At 65.0% G+C, this 21,473-nt stretch carries 21 protein-coding genes and 1 tRNA gene; 11 read left to right on the top strand and 11 right to left on the bottom strand.

Annotated features, from left to right (window positions below):
- Window positions 1-13 precede the first annotated feature (13 nt).
- The 3 genes from ugpB to IVB18_RS49250 all read right to left on the bottom strand — a co-directional run bounded on the left by ugpB (window position 14) and on the right by IVB18_RS49250 (window position 3,533).
- On the bottom strand, window positions 14-1,330 hold the full coding sequence (gene ugpB, locus IVB18_RS49260; RefSeq protein WP_247987231.1) for a sn-glycerol-3-phosphate ABC transporter substrate-binding protein UgpB: 1,317 nt from the start codon (window positions 1,328-1,330) through the stop codon (window positions 14-16).
- 396 nt (window positions 1,331-1,726) lie between these two features.
- Window positions 1,727-2,932, bottom strand: a complete 1,206-nt coding sequence (locus tag IVB18_RS49255; protein ID WP_247987230.1) for a CaiB/BaiF CoA-transferase family protein — start codon at window positions 2,930-2,932, stop codon at window positions 1,727-1,729.
- Window positions 2,933-3,107: 175 nt separating this feature from the next.
- A complete protein-coding gene (locus IVB18_RS49250; protein WP_247987229.1) occupies window positions 3,108-3,533 on the bottom strand; it encodes an organic hydroperoxide resistance protein in 426 nt (141 codons plus the stop codon).
- A gap of 156 nt (window positions 3,534-3,689) precedes the next feature.
- On the opposite strand from IVB18_RS49250, the gene IVB18_RS49245 reads away from it, so the two are divergent.
- Complete coding sequence (locus IVB18_RS49245) at window positions 3,690-4,151, top strand: MarR family transcriptional regulator (RefSeq protein ID WP_247987228.1); 462 nt, start codon at window positions 3,690-3,692, stop codon at window positions 4,149-4,151.
- Between the two features lie 134 nt (window positions 4,152-4,285).
- Here the strand turns inward: IVB18_RS49245 and IVB18_RS49240 are convergent.
- Together IVB18_RS49240 and IVB18_RS49235 are read right to left on the bottom strand one after the other, a co-directional pair.
- Window positions 4,286-4,361, bottom strand: a tRNA-Ala gene (locus IVB18_RS49240).
- A gap of 66 nt (window positions 4,362-4,427) precedes the next feature.
- The gene (locus IVB18_RS49235; RefSeq protein WP_247987227.1) at window positions 4,428-4,838 is read right to left on the bottom strand and encodes a TIGR02300 family protein; all 411 of its coding nucleotides are present in this window, start codon (window positions 4,836-4,838) and stop codon (window positions 4,428-4,430) included.
- Window positions 4,839-4,998: 160 nt separating this feature from the next.
- Between IVB18_RS49235 and aroA the strand changes: the two genes are divergently transcribed.
- The 9 genes from aroA (at window position 4,999) to IVB18_RS49190 (ending at window position 13,918) form a co-directional block, all read left to right on the top strand.
- A complete protein-coding gene (gene aroA / locus IVB18_RS49230; protein ID WP_247987226.1) occupies window positions 4,999-6,336 on the top strand; it encodes a 3-phosphoshikimate 1-carboxyvinyltransferase in 1,338 nt (445 codons plus the stop codon).
- Window positions 6,337-6,346: 10 nt separating this feature from the next.
- Window positions 6,347-6,952, top strand: a complete 606-nt coding sequence (locus IVB18_RS49225) for a hypothetical protein (RefSeq protein WP_247987225.1) — start codon at window positions 6,347-6,349, stop codon at window positions 6,950-6,952.
- Between the two features lie 43 nt (window positions 6,953-6,995).
- Window positions 6,996-7,337 carry a hypothetical protein gene (locus tag IVB18_RS49220; protein WP_247987224.1) on the top strand — a complete coding sequence of 114 codons (342 nt, stop codon included), beginning with the start codon at window positions 6,996-6,998 and terminating at the stop codon, window positions 7,335-7,337.
- Window positions 7,338-7,342: 5 nt separating this feature from the next.
- Window positions 7,343-7,981, top strand: coding sequence for a (d)CMP kinase (cmk, locus tag IVB18_RS49215; RefSeq protein WP_247987223.1), 639 nt, complete (start codon window positions 7,343-7,345; stop codon window positions 7,979-7,981).
- Between the two features lie 264 nt (window positions 7,982-8,245).
- Window positions 8,246-9,949 carry a 30S ribosomal protein S1 gene (rpsA, locus tag IVB18_RS49210; protein ID WP_247987222.1) on the top strand — a complete coding sequence of 568 codons (1,704 nt, stop codon included), beginning with the start codon at window positions 8,246-8,248 and terminating at the stop codon, window positions 9,947-9,949.
- A 126-nt stretch (window positions 9,950-10,075) separates the two neighbouring features.
- Window positions 10,076-10,933, top strand: coding sequence for an FkbM family methyltransferase (locus IVB18_RS49205; RefSeq protein WP_247987221.1), 858 nt, complete (start codon window positions 10,076-10,078; stop codon window positions 10,931-10,933).
- Between the two features lie 21 nt (window positions 10,934-10,954).
- On the top strand, window positions 10,955-11,341 hold the full coding sequence (locus IVB18_RS49200) for a VOC family protein (RefSeq protein ID WP_247987220.1): 387 nt from the start codon (window positions 10,955-10,957) through the stop codon (window positions 11,339-11,341).
- A gap of 84 nt (window positions 11,342-11,425) precedes the next feature.
- Entirely contained in the window at window positions 11,426-11,668 is a 243-nt protein-coding gene (locus IVB18_RS49195) for a hypothetical protein (protein WP_247987219.1), read from the top strand.
- A gap of 999 nt (window positions 11,669-12,667) precedes the next feature.
- The gene (locus tag IVB18_RS49190; RefSeq protein WP_247987218.1) at window positions 12,668-13,918 is read left to right on the top strand and encodes an OmpA family protein; all 1,251 of its coding nucleotides are present in this window, start codon (window positions 12,668-12,670) and stop codon (window positions 13,916-13,918) included.
- Between the two features lie 154 nt (window positions 13,919-14,072).
- On the opposite strand, the gene argG is transcribed toward IVB18_RS49190, so the two are convergent.
- The 6 genes from argG to IVB18_RS49160 form a co-directional block, all read right to left on the bottom strand.
- Complete coding sequence (gene argG / locus IVB18_RS49185; RefSeq protein ID WP_247987217.1) at window positions 14,073-15,410, bottom strand: argininosuccinate synthase; 1,338 nt, start codon at window positions 15,408-15,410, stop codon at window positions 14,073-14,075.
- A 92-nt stretch (window positions 15,411-15,502) separates the two neighbouring features.
- The gene (locus tag IVB18_RS49180) at window positions 15,503-16,279 is read right to left on the bottom strand and encodes a phosphatase PAP2 family protein (protein WP_247987216.1); all 777 of its coding nucleotides are present in this window, start codon (window positions 16,277-16,279) and stop codon (window positions 15,503-15,505) included.
- A gap of 135 nt (window positions 16,280-16,414) precedes the next feature.
- Window positions 16,415-16,909 carry a hypothetical protein gene (locus IVB18_RS49175; RefSeq protein WP_247987215.1) on the bottom strand — a complete coding sequence of 165 codons (495 nt, stop codon included), beginning with the start codon at window positions 16,907-16,909 and terminating at the stop codon, window positions 16,415-16,417.
- Between the two features lie 141 nt (window positions 16,910-17,050).
- Window positions 17,051-18,253 (bottom strand): 23S rRNA (adenine(2503)-C(2))-methyltransferase RlmN, encoded by a 1,203-nt coding sequence (rlmN, locus tag IVB18_RS49170; RefSeq protein ID WP_247987214.1) that lies wholly within the window; start codon window positions 18,251-18,253, stop codon window positions 17,051-17,053.
- Window positions 18,254-18,447: 194 nt separating this feature from the next.
- Entirely contained in the window at window positions 18,448-19,083 is a 636-nt protein-coding gene (locus IVB18_RS49165; RefSeq protein WP_247987213.1) for an invasion associated locus B family protein, read from the bottom strand.
- A gap of 115 nt (window positions 19,084-19,198) precedes the next feature.
- Window positions 19,199-20,038 carry an SDR family oxidoreductase gene (locus IVB18_RS49160; RefSeq protein ID WP_247987212.1) on the bottom strand — a complete coding sequence of 280 codons (840 nt, stop codon included), beginning with the start codon at window positions 20,036-20,038 and terminating at the stop codon, window positions 19,199-19,201.
- 185 nt (window positions 20,039-20,223) lie between these two features.
- On the opposite strand from IVB18_RS49160, the gene IVB18_RS49155 reads away from it, so the two are divergent.
- Complete coding sequence (locus tag IVB18_RS49155) at window positions 20,224-21,198, top strand: NADPH:quinone oxidoreductase family protein (RefSeq protein ID WP_247987211.1); 975 nt, start codon at window positions 20,224-20,226, stop codon at window positions 21,196-21,198.
- Window positions 21,199-21,473: the final 275 nt, after the last annotated feature.

Here is a 21,473-nt window from a genome sequence, read left to right as displayed (position 1 = left end):
GCCGCTCATCGCCTTACTTCACGGCGGTCTTTTCGAACTGCCGCAGCATCGTGTTGCCGCGTTCGACGGCGGCGTCCAGCGCCTGCTTGGCGGTCTTCTTGCCGGCGAGCGCCTGCTCGATCTCTTCCGACCAGACGTCGCGGAGCTGAACCATGTTGCCGAGCCGCAGACCGCGGGAGTTTTCAGTCGGCTCCTTGTTGGTCAGCTCGAGCAGCGGCGTCTCCAGATAAGGCTGGTCCTTGTAGAAGCCTTCTTCCTTTGCCTTGGCGTAGGCCGCCTTGGTGATCGGCAGATAGCCCGAGGCCTTGTGAATATACACCTGGCGTTCGGTGTCCGAGAGGAAGGTCAGGAATTTCGCGACGCCCTTGTATTCGTCGGCCGCCTTGCCGCCCATGACCCAGAGCGAGGCGCCGCCGATGATCGAGTTCTGCGGTGCGCCCTTGACGTCCGGGTAATAGGGCATCGGCACGGCGGTGAAGGCGAACTTGGCCTGCGCCTTGACGTTGCCGAAGAACGCCGACGAGGTCAGGTAGATCGGGCATTCGCCCGACGTGAAGCGGCCTTCGCCGGTGTTGGTGCGGCCGGCATAGTCGTAGGTCTTGTCCTTCTGCAGCTCGACCAGCTTCTCGAGATGCTTGACCTGGAGCGGTCCGTTGAACTCCAGCACGGTGTCGAAACCGTCGAGGCCGTTGGCCTTGCTGGCGAGCGGCACGTTGTGCCAGGCGGAGAGCTGCTCGAGATTGACCCAGGTGACCCAGGAGCCGGAGAAGCCGCAAGTGGCGTGGCCGGCGGCCTTCAGCTTCTTGCCGGCTTCGAACACTTCAGGCCAGGTCTTCGGGATCTCGACATTGGCTTTCTTGAGCTCGTCGAGGTTGACCCACATCACGGTCGACGACGAATTGAAGGGGAACGACAGCATCTCGCCCTTCGAGGTCGAGTAGTAGCCGGTGATCGCGGGCAGGTAGGCCTTGGCATCGAACTTCTCGCCGGTCTCGGCCATCAGCTTGTAGACGGGCTTCACCGCGCCGGTCGCGGCCATCATGGTCGCGGTGCCGACTTCGAACACCTGCATGATGTGCGGAGCGTTGCCTGCGCGGAACGCCGCGATGCCCGCGTTCATCGTGTCGGCGTAATTGCCCTTGTAGGTTGGGATGACCTTGTAGTCGGTCTGCGCCGCGTTGAAGTCGGTGGCGAGCTTGACGATGACGTCGTTGTTGGCGCCGGTCATCGCGTGCCACCACTGGATTTCAGTCGCGGCCCATGCCGGCGAGGCGCCCAGACCAACCGTGGCTGCAACAGCGGCAGCCGCACCAAAGTGTCGAAGAGCCATCTAGAAACCTCCCTTGGGCCGTCAAAAATGATCGCTTGCGCTAGCAGCGCCATATGACGTTCACATGACTGTGTAAGCGGCCGAAATGAAAGCGGCAAGCACTGGAAAAGGGAAGCCGTCAAATAGGCGAAGGCGGCGCGGGCAGCCTCATCCGTTCGCGGTGCAGCATGAGCATTGGCGACAAGTGCAGCGCTGCCGCGAAAGCGGAGTGTGCAGGGAATTCGATGCGGCCGCAGATTAGCCTCTCCCGCTTGCCGGAGAGGCCGGCGCGTAGCGCCGGGTGAGGGCTCTCTCCGCTTGGGGATTTGTCCCATCGCAGAGACACCCTCTCCCCGACCCTCTCCCGCAGGCGGGAGAGGGAGCGCCCCTGCGTTGACGCTCGATCTTTGTCCTATCTCAGCGCTTGCGCTCGGGCCCGCAGACCGTGCCTTGCTCCACCATCGCGTCGATCTCGGCCCTTGAGTATCCGAACTCGCCCAGCACCTCGGCGGCGTGCTGGCTGAATTTCGGCGGCAGGCGGCGCAGGCTCGGCTTGCTGCGATCGAGCCGGATCGGCGAGGCGACGCCCTTGTACCAATCCTTCTCGATGATGTCGCCGCGATGGATGGTGTGCGGGTTGGTCAACGCCTGGTCGATCTTCTGCACGGGGCCTGCGGGCAGGCCCGCGGCGAGCAGGCGATTGCACAGCGGCTCGGCCTCGTGCTGGCTGAACACGGCGGCGAGCTCGGCGCGCAGCGCCTCGCGATTGGCGATGCGGTCCTTGTTGCGGGCAAAGCGCGGATCAGTACCTAGCTCGGGCTTGCCGATCTCCTTGGCGAGCTTGCGGAAGGTGCCGTCATTGCCGACGCCGATGAAGATGTTGTCAGTCTTGGTCGGGAAGATCGCATAGGGCACGAGATTGGGATGCTCGTTGCCAGTCAGGCCAGGCGGCTTGCCATGCATGAAATAATTCGCGGTGTGCGGATGCATGATGGCAAGGCCGGTCTCGTACAGCGTCGTCTCCAGGAACTGGCCCTGGCCCGAGCGCTGCCGCTCCGACAGCGCCATCAAGATGCCGATCGCCGCATAGAGGCCGGTGGTGATGTCGACCAGCGGCACGCCGATCCGCATCGGGCCGCTCTCGGGCGAACCGGTCGCCGCGATCATGCCGGTCATGGCCTGGATGATGGCGTCATAGCCGGGATTGCCGCCGCGCGGGCCGTCGGCGCCGAAGCCGCAGATCCGGCAATGCACGAGGCGCGGAAATTTTTCGCGCAGCACCTCGTTGCCGATGCCCCATTTCTCCAGCGTACCGGGCTTGAAATTCTCGATCAGGACGTCGGCCGTCTCCAGCATCTTCAGCAGCACAATGCGGCCGCCCTCGGAGGCGAGGTCGAGGCCGATCGAACGCTTGTTGCGGTTGATGCCGACGAAATAGGCCGCGTCTTCCTCGTGGAAGGGAGGGCCCCAGTCGCGCACCTCGTCGCCCGCCGGCGGCTCGACCTTGATCACGTCGGCGCCGTGGTCGGCGAGAATTTGCGTGCAGTAAGGGCCGCCGAGCACGCGCGTGAGATCGATGACGCGCAGTCCGCTCATTGCGCTTGTGGCGGCTTCAGAACTCATGCCTTCGCTTCCCCTGTGTCGATCGTCGACCACAGGCCTAGCGAGGTTCGTCCACGCCAGCAATGGCTTGTTGCGTGGGGCGTCATGCGGGGCGCGCGCCGCATCCCGCGGCGTGGCAAATCAATCGGAATAGCCGGCCCGAGCGGGATCTCGGGCCAGCTGATCCGCTTGACGGTCAGACGACCGTCAGGCGGACGTCGACGTTGCCGCGGGTGGCGTTGGAATACGGGCACACCTGGTGAGCCTTCTCGACCAGCGCCTCCGCTTCGGCACGGGCAAGGCCCGGTAGCGAGACGGCAAGATCGATATCGAGGCCGAACCCGCCTGCCGCGCGCGGGCCGATGCCGACGGTCGAAGTGACGGAGGCGTCAGCCGGGACCTTGGCCCCGCCTTGCGAGGCCACGAACTTCATCGCGCCGATGAAGCAGGCGGCATAGCCGGCCGCAAACAGCTGCTCGGGATTGTTGCCTTCGCCGCCGCCGCCGCCGAGCTCCTTCGGCGTGGTGAGCTTGACGTCGAGCGCGCCGTCGAGGGTTGCAGCATGGCCGTCGCGGCCGCCGGTGGCTTTTGCGCTGGTCTTGTAGAGGACATTCACGGACATTTTCGTCTCCTCGGGTTTCCGGATGGGGTACGGTATGTATTGCAAACAATTAGATTGTGCGCAATTGAAATTGCGATGCCTCACATTTAATTGTTCGCAATTGAATACGCGGCCGCCAGGTCCCAGAATGACGTGAAGAATCTCGTGGGATTGAACATGGCACGGAAACAATCGGCGGCGGATGCGCCGCTGCGGCTCGACAACCAGATCTGCTTCGCGGTCTATTCGGCCACGCACGCCTTCAACCGCGTCTACAAGCCGCTGCTGGACCGGCTCGGCCTGACCTATCCGCAATATCTGGCGATGCTGGTGCTGTGGGAGCGCGACGACGTGCCGGTCAAGGACATCGGGGAGAGGCTGTTCCTGGATTCGGGGACATTGACACCCCTGCTCAAGCGGCTCGAGGCCGCCCATCTGGTCAAGCGCACGCGCTCGAGCGAGGACGAGCGTCAGGTGTTGATTGCGCTGACCCCGCAGGGTCACGCGCTGAAGGAAAAGGCGCGCGCGGTGCCGCAGTCGATCCTGGCGGCATCGGACTGCTCGGTATCGGAACTGGTCGCAATGAAGGACGAGATCGTCGCGCTGCGCGACCGGCTCAATGCGGTGATCGGGGAGTAGGGGATTTCGTCGCAGCCCGCCTCCGCCCTGCGGGCCTCATCGGTCCGCCTTCGCCCTACGGGCTTCGCCGGACACCACGCTTTGCCCCTCGGGCTCTGCGCGGCTGCGCCACGCGTAGCCCGAGGGGCGAAGCGTGGTGGAGCCAGGCGGGATCGAACCGCCGACCTCTTGCATGCCATGCAAGCGCTCTCCCAGCTGAGCTATGGCCCCTTAACCGTCCGACGCGCCGTGGGCGACGCGCCGGGAGAGACCCAGAACCACAGTTCTGGGATTATCTCAAGTCTCTTCATCACCTCCGACATCACCAATGATGTCGGTCACGTCCTCATCGCCCTCTTCGTCGTCGGCAATGAACGTCGAATCATCGTCATCGTCGTCATCGATGGTCTCGTCGGCCTCGATATCGTCTTCCGATTCGGGCACGACGGCCTTGACCTTGCCGGTGTTCTCCTCGGCATCGGCCTCCTCGAGCGACACCGTCTCTTCGGCTTCCGCCGGCTCCGGCGTGGTGTCCTGGGCCGGGGCGTGCCGCGGCTCGGCGCCGCGCGCCGCGCGGGCCGGTGCCACCGGCGCAATCGGCACCACCTCGCCGGTATAGGGCGAGATCACTGGGGTCTTGTTGAGATCGTAGAACTTCTTACCCGTAGTCGGGCAAATGCGTTTGGTTCCGAGTTCGGACTTGGCCACGGCAGAGGAATCCTGGGAATGTCTGAAAAGCGGTGTTTCACTTGGCTAGTTGGCGGCCCGCTGTCAATAGCGCATTACGGGAGAACGACATGCCGGTGACGGGGCACAGACCATATGGTACCTGCGCCCCAGCCTCTGAGGCGCATCTAAGGACACAATCTTGACCCATTCCGACCAACCGAGGCCACTCCAGTCTCGCGCCAGCGGTCCCCTGACCGGGAAAGTACGGGTGCCCGGGGACAAGTCGATCTCCCATCGCGCCCTCATCCTGGGTGCGCTTGCGGTTGGCGAGACCCGGATTTCTGGCCTGCTGGAGGGCGAGGACGTCCTGAACACCGCCAAATCCATGCAGGCTCTGGGCGCTAGGGTCGAGCGCACCGGCGATTTCGCCTGGTCCGTGCGCGGCGTCGGGGTGGCTGGCTTTGCAGAGCCCAAGGCGCCGCTGGATTTCGGCAACTCCGGCACAGGCTGCCGATTGGTCATGGGCGCCGTTGCCGGCTGCCCGATTTCGGCGGTTTTCGACGGTGATGCCTCGCTCCGCACCCGTCCCATGCGCCGGATCCTGGATCCGCTCGAAAAAATGGGCGCCAAGGTCGTTTCCGAAGGTGAGGGCGGCCGTCTGCCGCTGACCGTCCAGGGCGCGCGCGATCCGCTGCCGATCATCTACAAGACCCCGGTCGCCTCGGCGCAGATCAAATCGGCCGTGCTGCTGGCGGGTCTGGCCGCGCCGGGCACCACGACCGTGATCGAGACCGAAGCCAGCCGCGACCATACCGAATTGATGTTGAAGCATTTCGGCGCCGACATCACCTCGACGATCGAAGGTGCTCACGGCCGCCGCATCGCGCTGGTCGGTCAGCCTGAATTGCATGGCGCCACCGTCGTGGTGCCTGCCGATCCGTCCTCGGCGGCGTTTCCGATCGTCGCAGCCCTGATCGTCGAAGGCTCCGATGTCGTCTTGTCCGACGTCATGACCAATCCACTGCGGACCGGCCTGTTCACCACGCTGCGCGAAATGGGCGCCTCGATCGAGGAAAGCGAAGTTCGCGGCGATGCCGGCGAGCCGATGGCGCAGCTGCGCGTCCGCGCCTCGAAGCTGCGCGGCGTCGAGGTCCCGCCGGAGCGCGCACCCTCGATGATCGACGAATATCTGGTGCTGGCGGTGGCGGCCTCCTTTGCCGAAGGCACCACCATCATGCGCGGCCTGCAGGAACTGCGCGTCAAGGAATCCGACCGGCTCGAAGCTACCGCCGACATGCTGCGCGTCAACGGCGTGAAGGTGGAGGTCTCCGGCGACGATCTGATCGTCGAAGGCCGCGGCCACGTCCCCGGCGGCGGCCTCGTCGCCACCCACATGGATCACCGTATCGCGATGTCGGCGCTGGTGATGGGCTGCGCGTCCGATCAGCCGGTAACCGTCGACGACACCGCCTTCATCGCCACCAGTTTTCCGGATTTCATTCCGATGATGCGTTCGCTGGGGGCCGAGTTTTCATGAGGCCGCCGCCATGAGCGCAGGCTTTGACCGCGACGCTCTGCTGGATGCTTTCGACTCCATCGGCCGGGCTGCGGCCGATGCGGGAGCCAAGCTTCAGATTGCGGTCTATGGCGGCTCCGCCCTCATGCTCGCCAGCAATTTCCGCTTTGCGACCGAGGATGTTGACGTCTCGAAGCTTGAGCACCCGCTGCCGGATTGGCTCGAGAGCGCGACAACGGACATCGCTGCAAGGAATGGTTGGGACCTCAACTGGTTCAACGACCAGGTCGCCTTTCATCTCAGCCCGCTCGCAGACCGTGCTGCCGACCATCTGGAATTTGGGACCTTCCCGCGCGACGGAACGACGCCGGGGCTTGAGGTCTCGGTGCCCTCCGCCGCATATTTGCTGGCGTTGAAATTGAAGGCATTTCGGGTCACTGATCCCGTTCGCGGCGAGACCGAGCGGCTGGATATCTTGAATTTGATGAAAGTGGTTGGAATCTCGGGAGCAGACGAAGCCATCGCGTTGCTGGGCCGGTATTTTCCAGTGAGCGCGGCGTCCTCGGAAAAGCAGCGCTTCCTGCTGAAGAACATGGATCTGGAGGGAGGAGCGGATGCGCCCGAATACCCTCGCTGAAGCCGTCGATCGCATTTGCGCCGGCGCGCCTCAGGACACCACGTTGGCCGAATTCCTCGACACGTTCGATCTGGCTGGGACGAGCCGCGCTCAATACGAGACGATCGAAGACGAGCCAGTATTGACGCGGAACGATCGGCTCGATGCCCTGGTCGGCGCGATCGCGGAATATCTGGCAAAACAGCGTCGCCTCGGCCAGGTCCCGGCATGGGTATGCGATCCGGCGCGGCGCCTTGCCGAGCCGTGGTTCACCGCATCGTCCCCGTCCGATGCGATGCGCGAGTATCTTACCTATGCGAGTCCCGCCGAATTCGCATCTCGCAACATCTTTACCGAAGAGCGGCCATTGCGACGCGCCCGCGGGCCCCACACAGCCAAGGTTTGAGTGACATGATTATCGCCATCGACGGGCCCGCGGCCTCGGGCAAGGGTACGCTCGGCAAGCGGCTCGCGCACCATTACGGCTATCGTCACCTCGACACCGGCGTGATCTATCGCGCGGTGGCCTACGCCCTGATGCAGTGCGGTCACGATCTCCGGGATGAGGCGGCCGCAGTCGCGGCAGCCCTGGAACTCGATCCCGAAAAGTTCGGCAATTCCGCCCTGAAGACGCAGAAGGTCGGCGAGGGCGCCTCCATCGTCTCGGCGATCCCGCGGGTTCGCGAGGCCCTGGTCAACTTCCAGCGGCAATTCGCCGCCGATCCGCCCGGCGCTGTGCTGGATGGTCGGGACATTGGAACCGTGATCTGCCCCCACGCCGATGTGAAGATTTTCGTCGTCGCAGACCCCAGGGTCCGCGCGCGCCGCCGTACCATGGAAGCCAAGGCGAGGGGCGAGGAGGCGGACGAGGCGGCCGTGCTCGCCGATATCATCCAGCGGGACGAGCGCGACAAAAACCGTCCGATCGCGCCCTTAAAACCCGCCCCCGATGCTTACTTGCTAGATAACTCCCAACTGGATATAGAAGGCGGCGTCCGGGCCGCCATCGACATTATCGAGGCTGTCCGAGCGGGCCGGCCGCGGGGTTAAGCCTCGGCCGTCATTGGAGGAAGCGCCCGCTCCCGCTCTTTGAGGTCGATACCTCGGTCCCTGTTTCGGGACCGGCGCGATCCAGGTTCCGGACAAAGATTCTCACGTATCGAACGCGCGGGCCTCAGCCGGCCCGCTTCCGCTGTTCCGGTGCAAGCCGGGGCAACGAGCGGTCGCTCGAAGGCTCTGCGGACCTTCCGACACTGCGCGCCCGATACGCCCATGAACCCAACGGCCGGCAACACATCCGCAACTGGAGAACAAATGGCTTTGACTTCTGCTGATACCTATAGCCCCTCGCGCGATGATTTCGCCGCGATGCTCGACGAGTCCTTCGCTGGTGGCAACCTGCAGGAAAGCTCCGTCGTCAAGGGCAAGGTGGTTGCAATCGAAAAGGACATGGCCGTCATCGACGTCGGCCTGAAGACCGAGGGCCGCGTCGCGCTTCGCGAATTTTCCGGCCCGGGCCGTGACAGCGAACTCAAGGTCGGCGACGAGGTGGAAGTGTTCCTCGATCGCATCGAGAACGCCCTCGGCGAAGCCGTGCTGTCGCGCGACAAGGCGCGCCGCGAAGAGAGCTGGGGCAAGCTCGAGAAGGCGTTCCAGAACAACGAGAAGGTCAACGGCGTCATCTTCAACCAGGTCAAGGGCGGCTTCACCGTCGACCTCGACGGTGCCGTGGCCTTCCTGCCGCGCTCGCAGGTCGACATCCGTCCGATTCGCGACGTTGCGCCGCTGATGAACAACTCGCAGCCGTTCCAGATCCTCAAGATGGACCGCCGCCGCGGCAACATCGTGGTGTCGCGCCGCACGGTTCTCGAAGAGACCCGCGCCGAGCAGCGCCAGGAACTGGTGCAGAACCTCGAAGAGGGTCAGGTCATCGACGGCGTGGTCAAGAACATCACCGATTACGGTGCGTTCGTTGATCTCGGCGGCATCGACGGTCTGCTGCACGTCACCGACATCGCGTGGCGCCGCGTCAACCATCCGACCGAGGTGCTGTCGATCGGTCAGACCGTGAAGGTCAAGATCATCAAGATCAACCACGAGACGCACCGCATCTCGCTGGGCATGAAGCAGCTGCTGGATGATCCGTGGCAGGGCATCGAAGCCAAGTACCCGCTGGGTGCGCGCTTCACCGGCCGCGTCACCAACATCACCGACTACGGCGCGTTCGTCGAGCTCGAGCCGGGCATCGAAGGCCTGATCCACGTCTCCGAGATGTCGTGGACCAAGAAGAACATGCACCCCGGCAAGATCGTGTCGACTTCGCAGGAAGTCGAAGTGCAGGTGCTGGAAGTCGATTCCGTCAAGCGCCGCATCTCGCTCGGCCTCAAGCAGACCATGCGCAACCCGTGGGAGGTCTTCGTCGAAGGTCATCCGACCGGTTCGACGGTCGAGGGCGAGGTCAAGAACAAGACCGAGTTCGGTCTGTTCCTGGGTCTCGAGGGCGACGTCGACGGCATGGTCCATCTCTCCGACCTCGACTGGAAGCTTCCGGGCGAGCAGGTGATCGACAACTACAAGAAGGGCGACGTGGTGAAAGCCGTGGTGCTCGATGTGGACGTCGAGAAGGAGCGCATCTCGCTCGGCATCAAGCAGCTCGAAGGCGACCCGTTCGCCGAGCCGGGCGATGTCAAGAAGGGCGCGGTCGTGACCTGCGAAGTGCTCGAAGTGAAGGAGAGCGGCATCGAGGTGAAGATCACCGGGACCGACTTCAGCACCTTCATCAAGCGCTCGGAGCTCGCCCGTGACCGCAACGACCAGCGCGCCGAACGCTTCGCCGTCGGCGAGAAGGTCGATGCCCGCGTGATCCAGTTCGACAAGAAGGCCCGCAAGGTCCAGGTGTCGATCAAGGCGCTCGAAGTCGCCGAAGAGAAGGAAGCCATCGCGCAGTACGGCTCCTCCGATTCCGGTGCGACGCTCGGTGACATCCTCGGCACCGCGCTCAAGAACCGCGACAAGTAAGCGAAACGCCTGTTTCGCAAGTATCAAAGCCCCGGCGCGAGCCGGGGCTTTTTTTGTTGCAGGATGCTCCACCGGGACGACACTGAAACCTCCGATGGAGCGTTTAAGTCCCCGGCAAAACCGGCTATGCATGCGTCGCTTGCAACGAGGACTTTTGGCTTGAGGCCCGACACCAACCTTTCGTCCGCGCCGTTCGGCGCGTTTGCGCCGAACGCGGCGCAGGCCGCGCTCATTCGCCTCGCACGACAGTCGGGGCTGAAGCGCGGCGCGTTTCGTCCCTGGCTGTCGCGGCTGGTCGATCTGCTGCGGGGCGGTCCGGTTGACGCGAATTATCAGGGCGCCTCGTTCCGCTTCTACCACCAGCGCAGCGCGACCGAGCGCGGCGCGCTGTTCAACCCCGACTACAATCTCGACGAGCTCGACTTCCTGCGCCAGCACACGCGAGCGGGCGGCGTGTTCGTCGACGTCGGCGCCAATGTCGGCACCTTCGCACTGGTGATGGCGCGCCAGGTCGGGCCTGCGGGCAAGGTGGTTGCGATCGAGCCGCATCCGACCACCTTTGGACGGCTCTCCTTCAACCATGCCGCATCGCGCGCGACACAGGTGCGCCTGGTGCAAGCGGCTGCAGGCGATAGCGATGGCGAGCTGATGATCGAGACCGACGGCGGCAATCTCGGTGCCAGCCACGTCGTGACGGGCGCGGCCAGCGCCGAGGCGATCAAAGTCCCGTCGTTGCGGCTGACGCGGATCCTCGACGAGGCCGGGGTCACGCGGGTCGACGCGCTCAAGATCGACGTCGAAGGTTTTGAGGACCGCGTTCTGATCGGCTTCTTCCGCGATGCGCCGCCCTCCTTGTGGCCACGCGCGGTCGTGATCGAGCATCTGTCACAAAACGAATGGCGCGAGGATTGTATTGCTGACATGGTCGCGCGCGGCTTTGCGGTCGTGCGCAAGACGCGGAGCAATACGTTCCTCTCCCGCTGACCGCGAACGACGGAGGTTGCGATGATCGATCACATGGGCTTCCCGGTGTCCGACTATGAGCGCGCCAAGGCGTTCTACACCAAGGCGCTGGCGCCGCTCGGCTACGGCCTGATCATGGAGGTCACGCAGGAGCAGACCGGGCACGATCCGGCCGCAGGCTTCGGCGCGGACGGCAAGCCGGATTTCTGGATCGGCGGCGAAGGCGTACTGAACAAGCCGGTGCATGTCGCCATCCTCGCCAAGGATCGCGCCACGGTCGATGCCTTCTACAAGGCAGCGCTTGAAGCCGGCGGCCGCGACAACGGTGCCCCGGGCATCCGTGCGCATTATCATCCGAACTACTACGGCGCCTTCGTGCTCGATCCCGACGGTCACAACATCGAGGCCGTCTGCCACACCCCGGAATAAACCGGCTGCGACACGCCACGGACGAGGAACATCGACGCGGCATCATCGTTGTTGTTCTCTGGACAACTCAGGTCGATGATGCCCATGCCGATCGAACCGCCCGACATTCCGCCGACGACGCCGGGCACACCGACAGAGCCACCGGCCGGAATTCCGCCGGGCAATCCGCAGCCCGAAATTGCGCCGCCGGTGCGCGAGCCGGGCGAATCACCGCGGCCGGAGGAATTACCTGGCCGCATTCCCGAAGAGATTCCATCGCGCGGACCGAACGGGCCGCTCACACCAAACCCCGCGACGGACGCCAATCCGTCGCAGGACCACATATGAGGCGATTGCAACCTGCCTCTGAATGCGCAATGAACGTCGATGTTCTGATGTGATTTGCGTGCAGAAATAAATCGGGCCGCGACCTCTTCGCCCGCCACAATCCGGCCTAACGCGTAGCTGTTCATCACGCTTCTTCGTCAAAGAACCTTCCGGGGAATCTCATCACATGACCAACCTTCGCTTCGTGCTGCTTGCCACGACGGCTCTGACCGCGATGCAATTCGCAAGCTCCGCATCGCATGCGCAAAGCGCACCGCCGCTTGTGGTCGCGCAGGCCCAGCCGCAAGAGACGGGCCCTGACGGAAAACCGAAGCAGCCTCCGAAGGGACCGCCAGCGGCTGCACCGCCTGCGGCGCCCGCGCGCCCGGCCGCACCCCGCCCGCGGCTGCACCACCCCACCCGCCCGCTCCGCCTCCGCCAGCCGCCGCGCCGTCGCGCCCAACTCCGCCGCCGCCCCCACCGCCCCTGCGGCACGCCCGGCTCCGCCCCGCCGCCCCCGCCTGCGGCACGTCCGGCTCCTCCGCCGCCGCCACCCCTGCCGCTCCGAAGCAGCCGTCGCCGCCTCCGGCCGCGGCTCCGCAGCAGCACGCGCCGCCTCCGCCTGCGGCTCCTCAGCAGCACGCACCGACGCCACCGCCTCCGGTTCCACCCGCAGCTCGTCCAGCTCCGACGCCGCCACCGCCCGCAGCGGCTCCTCAGGCACGTCCCGCGCCGGCGCCCACAGCGACGCCCGCCGCGCCGGCGGCGCGCCCCGCTGCGCCCGCTCCGGCGACCTCACCTGCGCCGACAACGACACCAGCGCCGACGGCGACTCCGGCCCCGGGCAGCACCCCTGCGGTGCCTCCCGGACGCCCCGGTGCGCCGCCTCCCGGCCGTCCTGGTGCGCCTCCGCCAGCTGCCGGATCGCCATCACCAGCTCCCGGTGCCACGCCGGCTCCGACGGCTAGCCCGGCACCGGGCGGCACACCGACGCCGCCTCCCGGCCGTACGGGTCCGGCATTGACGCCCGCTCCCGGCACAACCCCGGCCCCGACCGCGACGCCGACCCCCGGCGGCGCGGCGACCCCGGCGCCCGGACGTCAGGGCGGAACGCCTCCTGGAGCCACACCTCCTGTCGGCGCCGCGGCACCAACTGTCGTGCCTGGCACGCCAGCCGCAGCGCCACCGCCCAACAGGGCGCAATACGCTCCGCCGACGGTTACGCCGGCCTTCCGCGCAGCGCCCACGGTCGTAGCACCGCTGCCGCCGCCGCCGCGTCCGCCACAGCGTGACTTGACGCCGCTCGCGATCGGTGCGGGCGTGGTGGCGGGCGCCGTGATCGGCGCGACCATCGCCGACCTCCATAACCAGCGACGCGAGGTCGTCGAAGGCGGCCGCACCGTCTACACCGAGCCGGACCGCATCATCATCCGCGATCCGGGCGGCCAGGCATACGTCCGCGGCAACGATCTCTATCGCTTCCGGTATGGCGCCCGCGACATCCGCACCGACACTGTCGGCGGCGAAACCCGCACCGTCGTGATGCGTCCCGATGGCAGCCAGGTGATCACCGTGGTCGGCGCGGACGGTTCGTTGCTGCGGCGAATCCGCAGGGACCCGGGCGGGCGCGAGCTCGTCATCATCGACAACAGCTACCGCGATCCGCGGTCGGTCGGCGGCTTCTATGTCGACGTGCCGCCGCCAGTGGTCAACATTCCCTACGATCGCTACATCGTCGACGCGCAGGAGGCATCGCCGGACGTGATCTATGAGACCATGGAGGCGCCGCCGGTGCAGCGGATCGATCGGCGTTACTCGCTCGACGAGATCCGCTACAGCCCCAATGTTCGCATGCAGATGCCGAGCATCGACGTCAACACGATCAACTTCGAAACGGGATCGTGGACCATCCCGCCGGACCAGGCGGCCCGGTTGCAAGGGATCGCCGACGGCCTCAACCGTGCGATCCAGCGCAACCCGCGCGCCGTGTTCCTGATCGAGGGCCACACCGACGCGGTCGGCAACGAGGTCGACAATCTGTCATTGTCGGACCGCCGTGCGCAGTCCGCGGCCGAATTGCTGACGCAGCAGTTCGGCGTGCCGGCGGAGAACCTGACCTCGCAGGGCTACGGCGAGCAGTATCTGAAGGAGCAGACGCAGGGGCCGAGCGTGATCAACCGGCGCGTTACTGTCCGCAACATCACGCCGCTGCTCAACGGTGGCCAGGCCTCACTGCCGCCGCCCCCGCCCGGCACCGCGCCGCCGCGCTGAGGCGACACCCACAAACGCAAAATGGCCGGGAGCGATCCCGGCCATTTTTGTTTGCTCTTGTAGCCTGGATGGAGCGAAGCGAAATCCGGGATCTATCGGCCCGGTGAGAAAGTACCGGATTGCGCTTCGCTCCATCCGAGCTACGAAAGCAGCGTCAACCCTTATCGTTCTCGAGCCTGAATATCTGCGAGCCTTCGCTACCCGACAACAGGCCCGTATCCGTGTAGAGCTTCAGCTTCGTGCGCGTGTCGGCGATGTCGAGATTGCGCATGGTGAGCTGGCCGATGCGGTCGGCCGGGGTGAAGGGCGCGTCCTCCACCTTCTCCATGCTGAGCCGCTCCGGCGCATAGGTGAGGTTGGGGCTTTCGGTGTTGAGGATCGAGTAGTCGTTGCCGCGGCGCAATTCGAGCGTCACCTCGCCGGTGACGGCACGCGCGACCCAGCGCTGCGCGGTCTCGCGCAGCATCAGCGCCTGTGAATCGAACCAACGGCCCTGATACAACAGTCGGCCGAGGCGCATGCCGCTGATGCGGTACTGCTCGATGGTGTCCTCGTTGTGGATGCCGGTGACGAGGCGCTCATAGGCGATGTGCAGCAGCGCCATGCCGGGCGCTTCATAGATGCCGCGGCTCTTGGCTTCGATGATGCGGTTCTCGATCTGGTCGCTCATGCCGAGGCCGTGGCGGCCGCCGATGACGTTGGCTTCGAGCAACAGCGCGACGGGATCGGCAAAGGTCTGCCCGTTCAGCGCTGTGGGCTGGCCTTCCTCGAAGCGCACCACGACCTTCTCGGCCTTGACGTTGCAGTCGTCGCGCCAGAACGGCACGCCCATGATCGGGTTGACGATCTTGATGCCGCTGTCGAGGCTCTCCAGATCCTTTGCCTCGTGCGTGGCGCCGAGCAAATTGCTGTCGGTCGAATACGCCTTCTCGGCGCTCATCTTGTAGGCGAAGCCTTGGGCGGTCATGAACGCCGACATTTCGGCGCGGCCGCCGAGCTCGTCGATGAACTGCTGGTCGAGCCAAGGCTTGTAGATGCGCAGGCCCGGATTGGTCAAAAGGCCGTAGCGATAGAAGCGCTCGATGTCGTTGCCCTTGAAGGTCGAGCCGTCGCCCCAGATGTTGACGCCGTCTTCCTTCATCGCCGCGACCAGCATTGTGCCGGTGACGGCGCGCCCGAGCGGCGTGGTGTTGAAATAGGTGATGCCGCCGGTCGAGATGTGGAACGCGCCGGACTGGATCGCGGCGATGCCTTCGTGAACAAGTTGCGTGCGGCAATCGACGAGCAGCGCTTTCTCCGCGCCGAACTCCATCGCCTTGCGCGGGATCTCGTTGTAGTCGGCCTCGTCGGGCTGGCCGAGATTGGCGGTATAGGCGTAGCAGCGCGCGCCCTTCTGCTTCATCCAGAGCAGCGCCGCGCTGGTGTCGAGACCGCCGGAAAAAGCGATGCCGACTTTCTCACCCTTGGGCAGGCTTTTCAGGATCGTGGTCATGGCGCTTCCAATCGGGTCTCAAGGGCTGATGTCATTTGCGGGTTGACCGCGCGAATATCAAATTTCGCGGGGCTCGGCACGCATTTAATGGCTCAGATCGACGGCGCCGGGCCTGTCTTGCCGCCGAACAGGCGCTGGCGGAGGCGGTAGGCCGGCCAGGCCAGCCGGGTCAGCGCGGCATCGACGGCTTCATCCGAAAACCGCGTCCGTGGCCAGCGGTAAATCAGCGCAAACGCGAGCCAGATCACGACGAAGGTCACGAGGCCGGCGATCGAGACGTCGGTAAAAAAGTGTCCGCCGAAGGCCATGCGCAGCCCGCTGGTCACCGCGCCGAACATCACCGCGCCGGCGTAAGCGAGCGGCCGCCATGCCGGCGGGGCGAGGGAGGCCGGCGCCAGCGTCCAGAACGCGGTCGCGCCCTCGCCGGAGAAGAACGAGCAGTTGCGTCCGCAGCCGCCGCGGGGATCCCACCACGGCACGAACTGCTGGTCTCCGGCGAACTGCGTCACCACCACGGGACGCGGCCGGCCCCAATAGGACTTGAAGGCGAGATTTGTGAGGATGCCGGCCGACAGCGTCAGCGTGATCAGCAGGAACATGATCGCGCGCCCCGATACCATCAGGGGCCGGTCGGGACGGATCAGCTTGACCACCAGCGCCACCAGCGAGGGCAGCGCGAACGCCCAGGCGATCCACATCGCCGCGTCACGCGCAAAGCCGGCATAGCCGTTCAGCTTGAGCGGAAAGGTTTTTGTGGCGGGATCGAAGAACAGCGAGGTGAGCTTGATGTCGAGTTCGGGATAGAGGCCGAAGACGACGCCGATCAAAAGCCACAGCGCCAGGGCGATGAAGAGTCCGGTCCGGTTCATGGCGCGCGGTTTAGCGGAGGTGAGGCGAGATGAAAACCCTCACAACGGTCATTCCGGGATGGTCCGAAGGACCAGACCCGGAATCTCGAGATTCCGGGCTCGATGCTTCGCATCGCCCCGGAATGACGACGCGAACTACCGCGCATCCGGCCTCGATTGCGACGGCAGCGGTGGAGGCGGCTTGCGCAGGGGCGGCGGATTGCGCCAGGCGCCGGCATTGCGGCCGGCGATCAGCCAGTAGACGACGCCCGCGACAATGCCGGCACCCGTCATGATCTCCAGGTGACGCCGCACGATGCCCTCGAACTGCAACGTGTCGGAATGAAAGGGAACGAGGCCGAGATAGCAGGCAAGCCCCACGATGCCGCCGCCCACGGCATAAGCGAGCGCGCTGCGGATGTAGAGTGCCTCGGCGATCGCGGCGATCACCGCCGCAGGCACCAGCGCAAAGCCGGAGACGAAGATGAAGCCGAATCCGAGCAGGATGTCGATCACGCCTTGATCGACGGGACCGGCGCCGAGATCGGCGAATTCCGGAAACAGCAGCGCGCCGACGATGATCATGCCGCCGACGAAGCAGGCGGCGAGAAAGCCGATGAAGATGACGACGAGCCGGCCGATCAGTGCCATCGGACAAATCCACCTTCGAAGATGCGCATCAATGGCCTCGCCGCGTGATGGCCAGGCTTGTCCCGGCCATCCACGCTCTTCATGTTCCGGACAAGCACGTGGATGCCCGGCACAAGGCCGGGCATGACGACCTCAATCGCATCAATCCGTCATCGCCATGGCGCGCAGCGCCTGGCGTTCACGCACGGAGAGCTTTTCGGTCTCCGACTTGAGCTGGCCGCAGGCGGCGAGGATGTCGCGGCCGCGCGGGGTGCGCACCGGGGAGGAATAGCCGGCGTTGAAGATGTATTCGGAGAATTTTTCGATCTGGTCCCAGTCCGAGCATTCGTAGGCCGTGCCGGGCCAGGGATTGAACGGGATCAGGTTGATTTTTGCGTGGATGCCCTTGAGCATCTTCACCAAGAGCTTCGCATCGTCGAGCGAATCGTTGACGCCCTTGAGCATCACATATTCGAAGGTGATGCGGCGCGCGTTCGACGCGCCGGGATAGTCACGGCAGGCCTGCAACAATTCCGCAATCGGATATTTGCGGTTGAGCGGCACGAGTTCGTTGCGCAGCTGGTCGCGCACGGCATGCAGGGAGATCGCGAGCATCACGCCGATCTCGTCGCCGGCACGGACGATGTTCGGCACCACGCCCGAGGTCGACAGCGTGATGCGGCGGCGGGAGATGCCGATGCCTTCATTGTCGCCGACGATCAGAAGCGCATCGCGCACCGCGTCGAAATTGTACAGCGGCTCGCCCATGCCCATCATCACGATGTTGGTGACGCGACGCGTGCCGTCCTCGCGATCGGCCCAATCGTTGAGGCGATCGCGCGCCACCATCACTTGGCCGACGATCTCGCCGGCGGTGAGGTTGCGCACCAGGCGCTGCGTGCCGGTATGGCAAAAGGAGCAGTTCAAGGTGCAACCGACCTGCGACGAGACGCAGAGCGTGCCGCGATCATTCTCGGGAATGTAGACGCACTCGACCTCATGCGCCCTCTCGGCATTGTCGCCGCTCGGCAGCCGCAGCAGCCATTTGCGGGTGCCGTCGTTGGAGATCTGCTCGGCCACGACTTCGGGCCGGTCGACGGTGAAATGCTGTGCGAGATCGGTGCGGATATTCTTCGAGATCGAGGTCATCTCGTCGAAGTTCCGGGCGCCGCGGAAATAGATCCAGTGCCACAATTGCTGCACGCGCATCTTGCGCTGTGCGGGCGCCACGCCGATCTCGCCGAGGCGATCGGCAAGCTCTGTGCGCGACAGGCCGACGAGCGACGGTTTTGCCGGCGGCACATAGGTTTCGAGTGGAGTCTTCTCCACCAGGATTGCGTTATGCGGCTCGGTCGTCGGTTGCATCGAATGGACCTGGAATTTGTTTTCGTCGTTCCGGGATGGTCCGAAGGACCAGACCCGGAACCTCGAGATTCTCAGGTGCGCAATTGCGCACCATAGTTCGATGCTACGCATCGCCCCGGAATAACGGAAGGACCTTGGAACCGTCCCTATATAGCAACCGGAACGGCCGATTGCGACCTTGATCGCGCGCAGCCTTAACGCCTGCAGTCCTGCGAGATCCGGTCCAGCGCCTGGGCGAGGCCCTTCAGGGAAAAGGTGTCGATCGTCTCCGTCCCCTTGGCCGAGACGCCCTTGACCACGAGATCGGCGGATTTGCGCATGGCCTCGACCATCCGCTCCTCCTCGGCCGCGTTCTTGATCCAGAGGCCGTCGCCTTGAGTGTACATCGCGTAGGCGGCGCCGCCGACCTCGGCCGTCGATTCCGCGCCCGGCTTCAGAGCATAGCCGATCATGACCGAGACCTCGTGATTGACCTTCTCGGACGGCCGGCTCGAGACGAAGGCATAGGCGGGGTCACGCGGCCGATTCGGCGGGTTGGTCTTCGAGGATGACGGCTTTGCCAGCGCGAAGCAGACTTTCTTGCCGTTGGGGGTCGCCGAATAGGCGCCCCAGGTGCCGAACTGGCCGATCAGCGTCGGCTCTGCACCACCCGCAACCGCCGCGGGCGGGGCCACCGGCTTGCTCTCGGGCTTTGCGGCCGTTTTGGCCGCCGGCGCAGCCGGCTTCGGTGCGGCCTTCGGCGCCGGTTGCGCCGTCTGTGCGTGCGCGGAATCGATGATTCCCCACGCCGCCACGCCAATCATCAAAGCCAAAGATAGCACCCGCCACATGCTGGAGTGGTTCCCTCAATATTGTGACTGGAAGATGGCCCGGCCGCGATTTGTCCCCGGGCAGGGATAGCCGGGAAAGTCCAATTTGGGAAGGCAGTTAGCGGGACGGGCGCGGCTATCCCCTTGCGCGCGCGGCGCGCTGCTCGGCCCATTGCGCCTCGGTCCAGCGCAACAGGTCCTCGGCGCCGGAACTGCGCAAATGCGCGCCACCGTCGATCACCACCATCTCGCCATTGATGTAGCCGGCACGGTCCGAGACCAGGAAGCTGGCGAGATCGGCGAGCTCGCTGTGCTCGCCGGTGCGGCCAAGCGGATTGCGCGAGGTCCAGCCTTCATCACGGCCCTCGGGGCGAAGTTGCTCGGAGGCGCCGGCGGTCGGGAACGGGCCCGGCGCGATCGCGACGGTGCGGATGCCCTTCGGCCCCCACTCCACCGCGAGGCTTTTGGTCATCGCCAACACCGCCGACTTCGCCATCGCCGAGGGAACTGTGAAGGCGCGGCCGGTGATGGTCGAGGTCGAGAGGATCGAGAGCACGACGCCGGCGTGCTTGTCCTCGATCCAGCGCTTGCCGGCGGCGAGCGTGCAATACATCGCGCCATGCAGCGTCGGCGCGAGAATCGCGTCCGCCGCGCGGGACGATAGATGCTCGCTCTGCGCGATGAAGGTCGCGGCGGCGTTGTTGACGAGGATATCGAGCGGCGCCTCGCGCCAGATTGCGTCCATCATGCTCTCGACGGCGGCGCCGTCGCGAATATCGCAAGCAATCGCCGTGACCTTGCCGCCGGTCTGCGCGCGCATCTCCGCGGCCGTTGCTTCCAGCCGGTCGAGCTTGCGGGCGCAGATCACGAGCTCGGCACCGAGTGTGAGGAAACGCCGCCCCATTGCCGCGCCGAGGCCCGAGCCGCCGCCGGTGACGAGGATGCGCTTGTTCCTCAGTAAACCTGTTTCAAACATCGTTTGAATCCTCCCGTTGGCGTACTCCGTCATTACGGGCGCAATGACGAGGATAGGCGGACGCGTGGTCTTAGACAAAGAAACCGGATTGTCGCCCGTGCCTAAATCCGGCAGAAACGGCCAAACTATAATTTGGTCGAAACGCCAAGTGCCGTCTCAACACGTGCTCTCAAGAAGGTGCCGCCATGAAAGCCATCCTCTGCTCGCAATATTGCCAGCCCGACGATCTCGTGCTTGCCGACGTGCCGGATCCGGTGGCGGGGCCGGGCGAGGCGGTGATCGCGATCAAGGCGGCTGCGCTGAACTTCTTCGACATCCTGATGATCCAGGGCAAGTACCAGATCAAGCCGCCGTTCCCGTTCTCGCCCGCCGCCGAAGTCGCGGGCGTGATCGAGAGCATCGGTCCGGGCGTCACTGACGTGAAGGTCGGCGATCGCGTGGTGGCTTCCTGCGGTCACAACGGCGCGCGCGAAAAAATCGCGCTACCGGCGGCATCGATCGTGAAAATTCCCGACAATCTCGACTACGACCGCGCCGCCGGCATCATCATCATCTACGGCACCGCGCTGCATGCGCTGGAGGATCGGGCGAGCCCGAAGCCGGGCGAAACGCTCGCCGTGCTGGGTGCCGCCGGCGGCACAGGTTTGGCGGCCTGCGAACTCGGCAAGCTGATGGGCTTGAAGGTGATCGCCTGCGCCTCGTCGGACGAGAAGCTTGCCTTCGCGAAAGCGCATGGCGCCGAGCTGACGCTGAACTACGGCAAGGAAGATCTGAAGGAAGGCCTGCGCAAGCTCACCGGCGGCAAGGGCGTCGACATCATCTTCGATCCCGTGGGCGGCGCCTATGCCGAGCAGGCGTTGCGTTCGATCGCCTGGGAAGGCCGCTTCCTCGTGATCGGCTTTGCCGCCGGCGACATTCCGAAAATGCCGCTGAACCTCGCGTTGCTGAAGGGCTGCGACATCCGCGGCGTGTTCTGGGGCGCCTGGACGCGGCTCAACCCGGCGAAGAATCGCGCCAATCTCGAGAAGCTCGTGAAGTGGACCGCGGAAGGAAAAATCTCATCGCACGTCGACCGCACCTTCCCGCTCGCGCAGACCGCGGATGCGCTGAAGGTGCTTGCGGGGCGTCAGGCCATGGGCAAGGTGATTTTGCATCCGTGACACCGTCGGCGGCGCGACGCTGCCGAGATGCACACAGCTGTCATCGCCCGCCTTGTGCGCAATTGCGCACTGGGGCGGGCGAGGCCGCTTCGCCCGGAATAGCGCGCCGGCGCTTGGTAGAACGTCCTCAACCATTGCCGCCAAAATTGCGGTGCATTCCCCGGCTTCGCCCCAATCAAACCCAAATATCTCCCGATTCGCGCCAATGGCCGTCGCTTTTTGGGCTGATTCAAATTGCGATTTACCGGTTCCAGTTTGCAGGGCGCTCCTGGACA

This window comes from Bradyrhizobium sp. 186 (genome assembly GCF_023101685.1).
GTDB lineage: Bacteria > Pseudomonadota > Alphaproteobacteria > Rhizobiales > Xanthobacteraceae > Bradyrhizobium.
The sequence above is the reverse complement of the archived record's forward strand: the minus strand, read 5'-3'. Positions and strand labels throughout refer to the sequence as shown.

Bases quoted from the DNA above. Each gene is read 5' to 3' on its own strand.
- ugpB (WP_247987231.1), bottom strand. From the start codon at position 1,330: ATGGCTCTTCGACACTTTGGTGCGGCTGCCGCTGTTGCAGCCACGGTT.
- IVB18_RS49255 (WP_247987230.1), bottom strand. From the start codon at position 2,932: ATGAGTTCTGAAGCCGCCACAAGCGCAATGAGCGGACTGCGCGTCATC.
- IVB18_RS49250 (WP_247987229.1), bottom strand. From the start codon at position 3,533: ATGTCCGTGAATGTCCTCTACAAGACCAGCGCAAAAGCCACCGGCGGC.
- IVB18_RS49245 (WP_247987228.1), top strand. From the start codon at position 3,690: ATGGCACGGAAACAATCGGCGGCGGATGCGCCGCTGCGGCTCGACAAC.
- IVB18_RS49225 (WP_247987225.1), top strand. From the start codon at position 6,347: ATGAGCGCAGGCTTTGACCGCGACGCTCTGCTGGATGCTTTCGACTCC.
- cmk (WP_247987223.1), top strand. From the start codon at position 7,343: ATGATTATCGCCATCGACGGGCCCGCGGCCTCGGGCAAGGGTACGCTC.
- rpsA (WP_247987222.1), top strand. From the start codon at position 8,246: ATGGCTTTGACTTCTGCTGATACCTATAGCCCCTCGCGCGATGATTTC.
- IVB18_RS49205 (WP_247987221.1), top strand. From the start codon at position 10,076: ATGCATGCGTCGCTTGCAACGAGGACTTTTGGCTTGAGGCCCGACACC.
- IVB18_RS49200 (WP_247987220.1), top strand. From the start codon at position 10,955: ATGATCGATCACATGGGCTTCCCGGTGTCCGACTATGAGCGCGCCAAG.
- IVB18_RS49195 (WP_247987219.1), top strand. From the start codon at position 11,426: ATGCCGATCGAACCGCCCGACATTCCGCCGACGACGCCGGGCACACCG.
- argG (WP_247987217.1), bottom strand. From the start codon at position 15,410: ATGACCACGATCCTGAAAAGCCTGCCCAAGGGTGAGAAAGTCGGCATC.
- IVB18_RS49180 (WP_247987216.1), bottom strand. From the start codon at position 16,279: ATGAACCGGACCGGACTCTTCATCGCCCTGGCGCTGTGGCTTTTGATC.
- IVB18_RS49175 (WP_247987215.1), bottom strand. From the start codon at position 16,909: ATGGCACTGATCGGCCGGCTCGTCGTCATCTTCATCGGCTTTCTCGCC.
- rlmN (WP_247987214.1), bottom strand. From the start codon at position 18,253: ATGCAACCGACGACCGAGCCGCATAACGCAATCCTGGTGGAGAAGACT.
- IVB18_RS49165 (WP_247987213.1), bottom strand. From the start codon at position 19,083: ATGTGGCGGGTGCTATCTTTGGCTTTGATGATTGGCGTGGCGGCGTGG.
- IVB18_RS49160 (WP_247987212.1), bottom strand. From the start codon at position 20,038: ATGTTTGAAACAGGTTTACTGAGGAACAAGCGCATCCTCGTCACCGGC.
- IVB18_RS49155 (WP_247987211.1), top strand. From the start codon at position 20,224: ATGAAAGCCATCCTCTGCTCGCAATATTGCCAGCCCGACGATCTCGTG.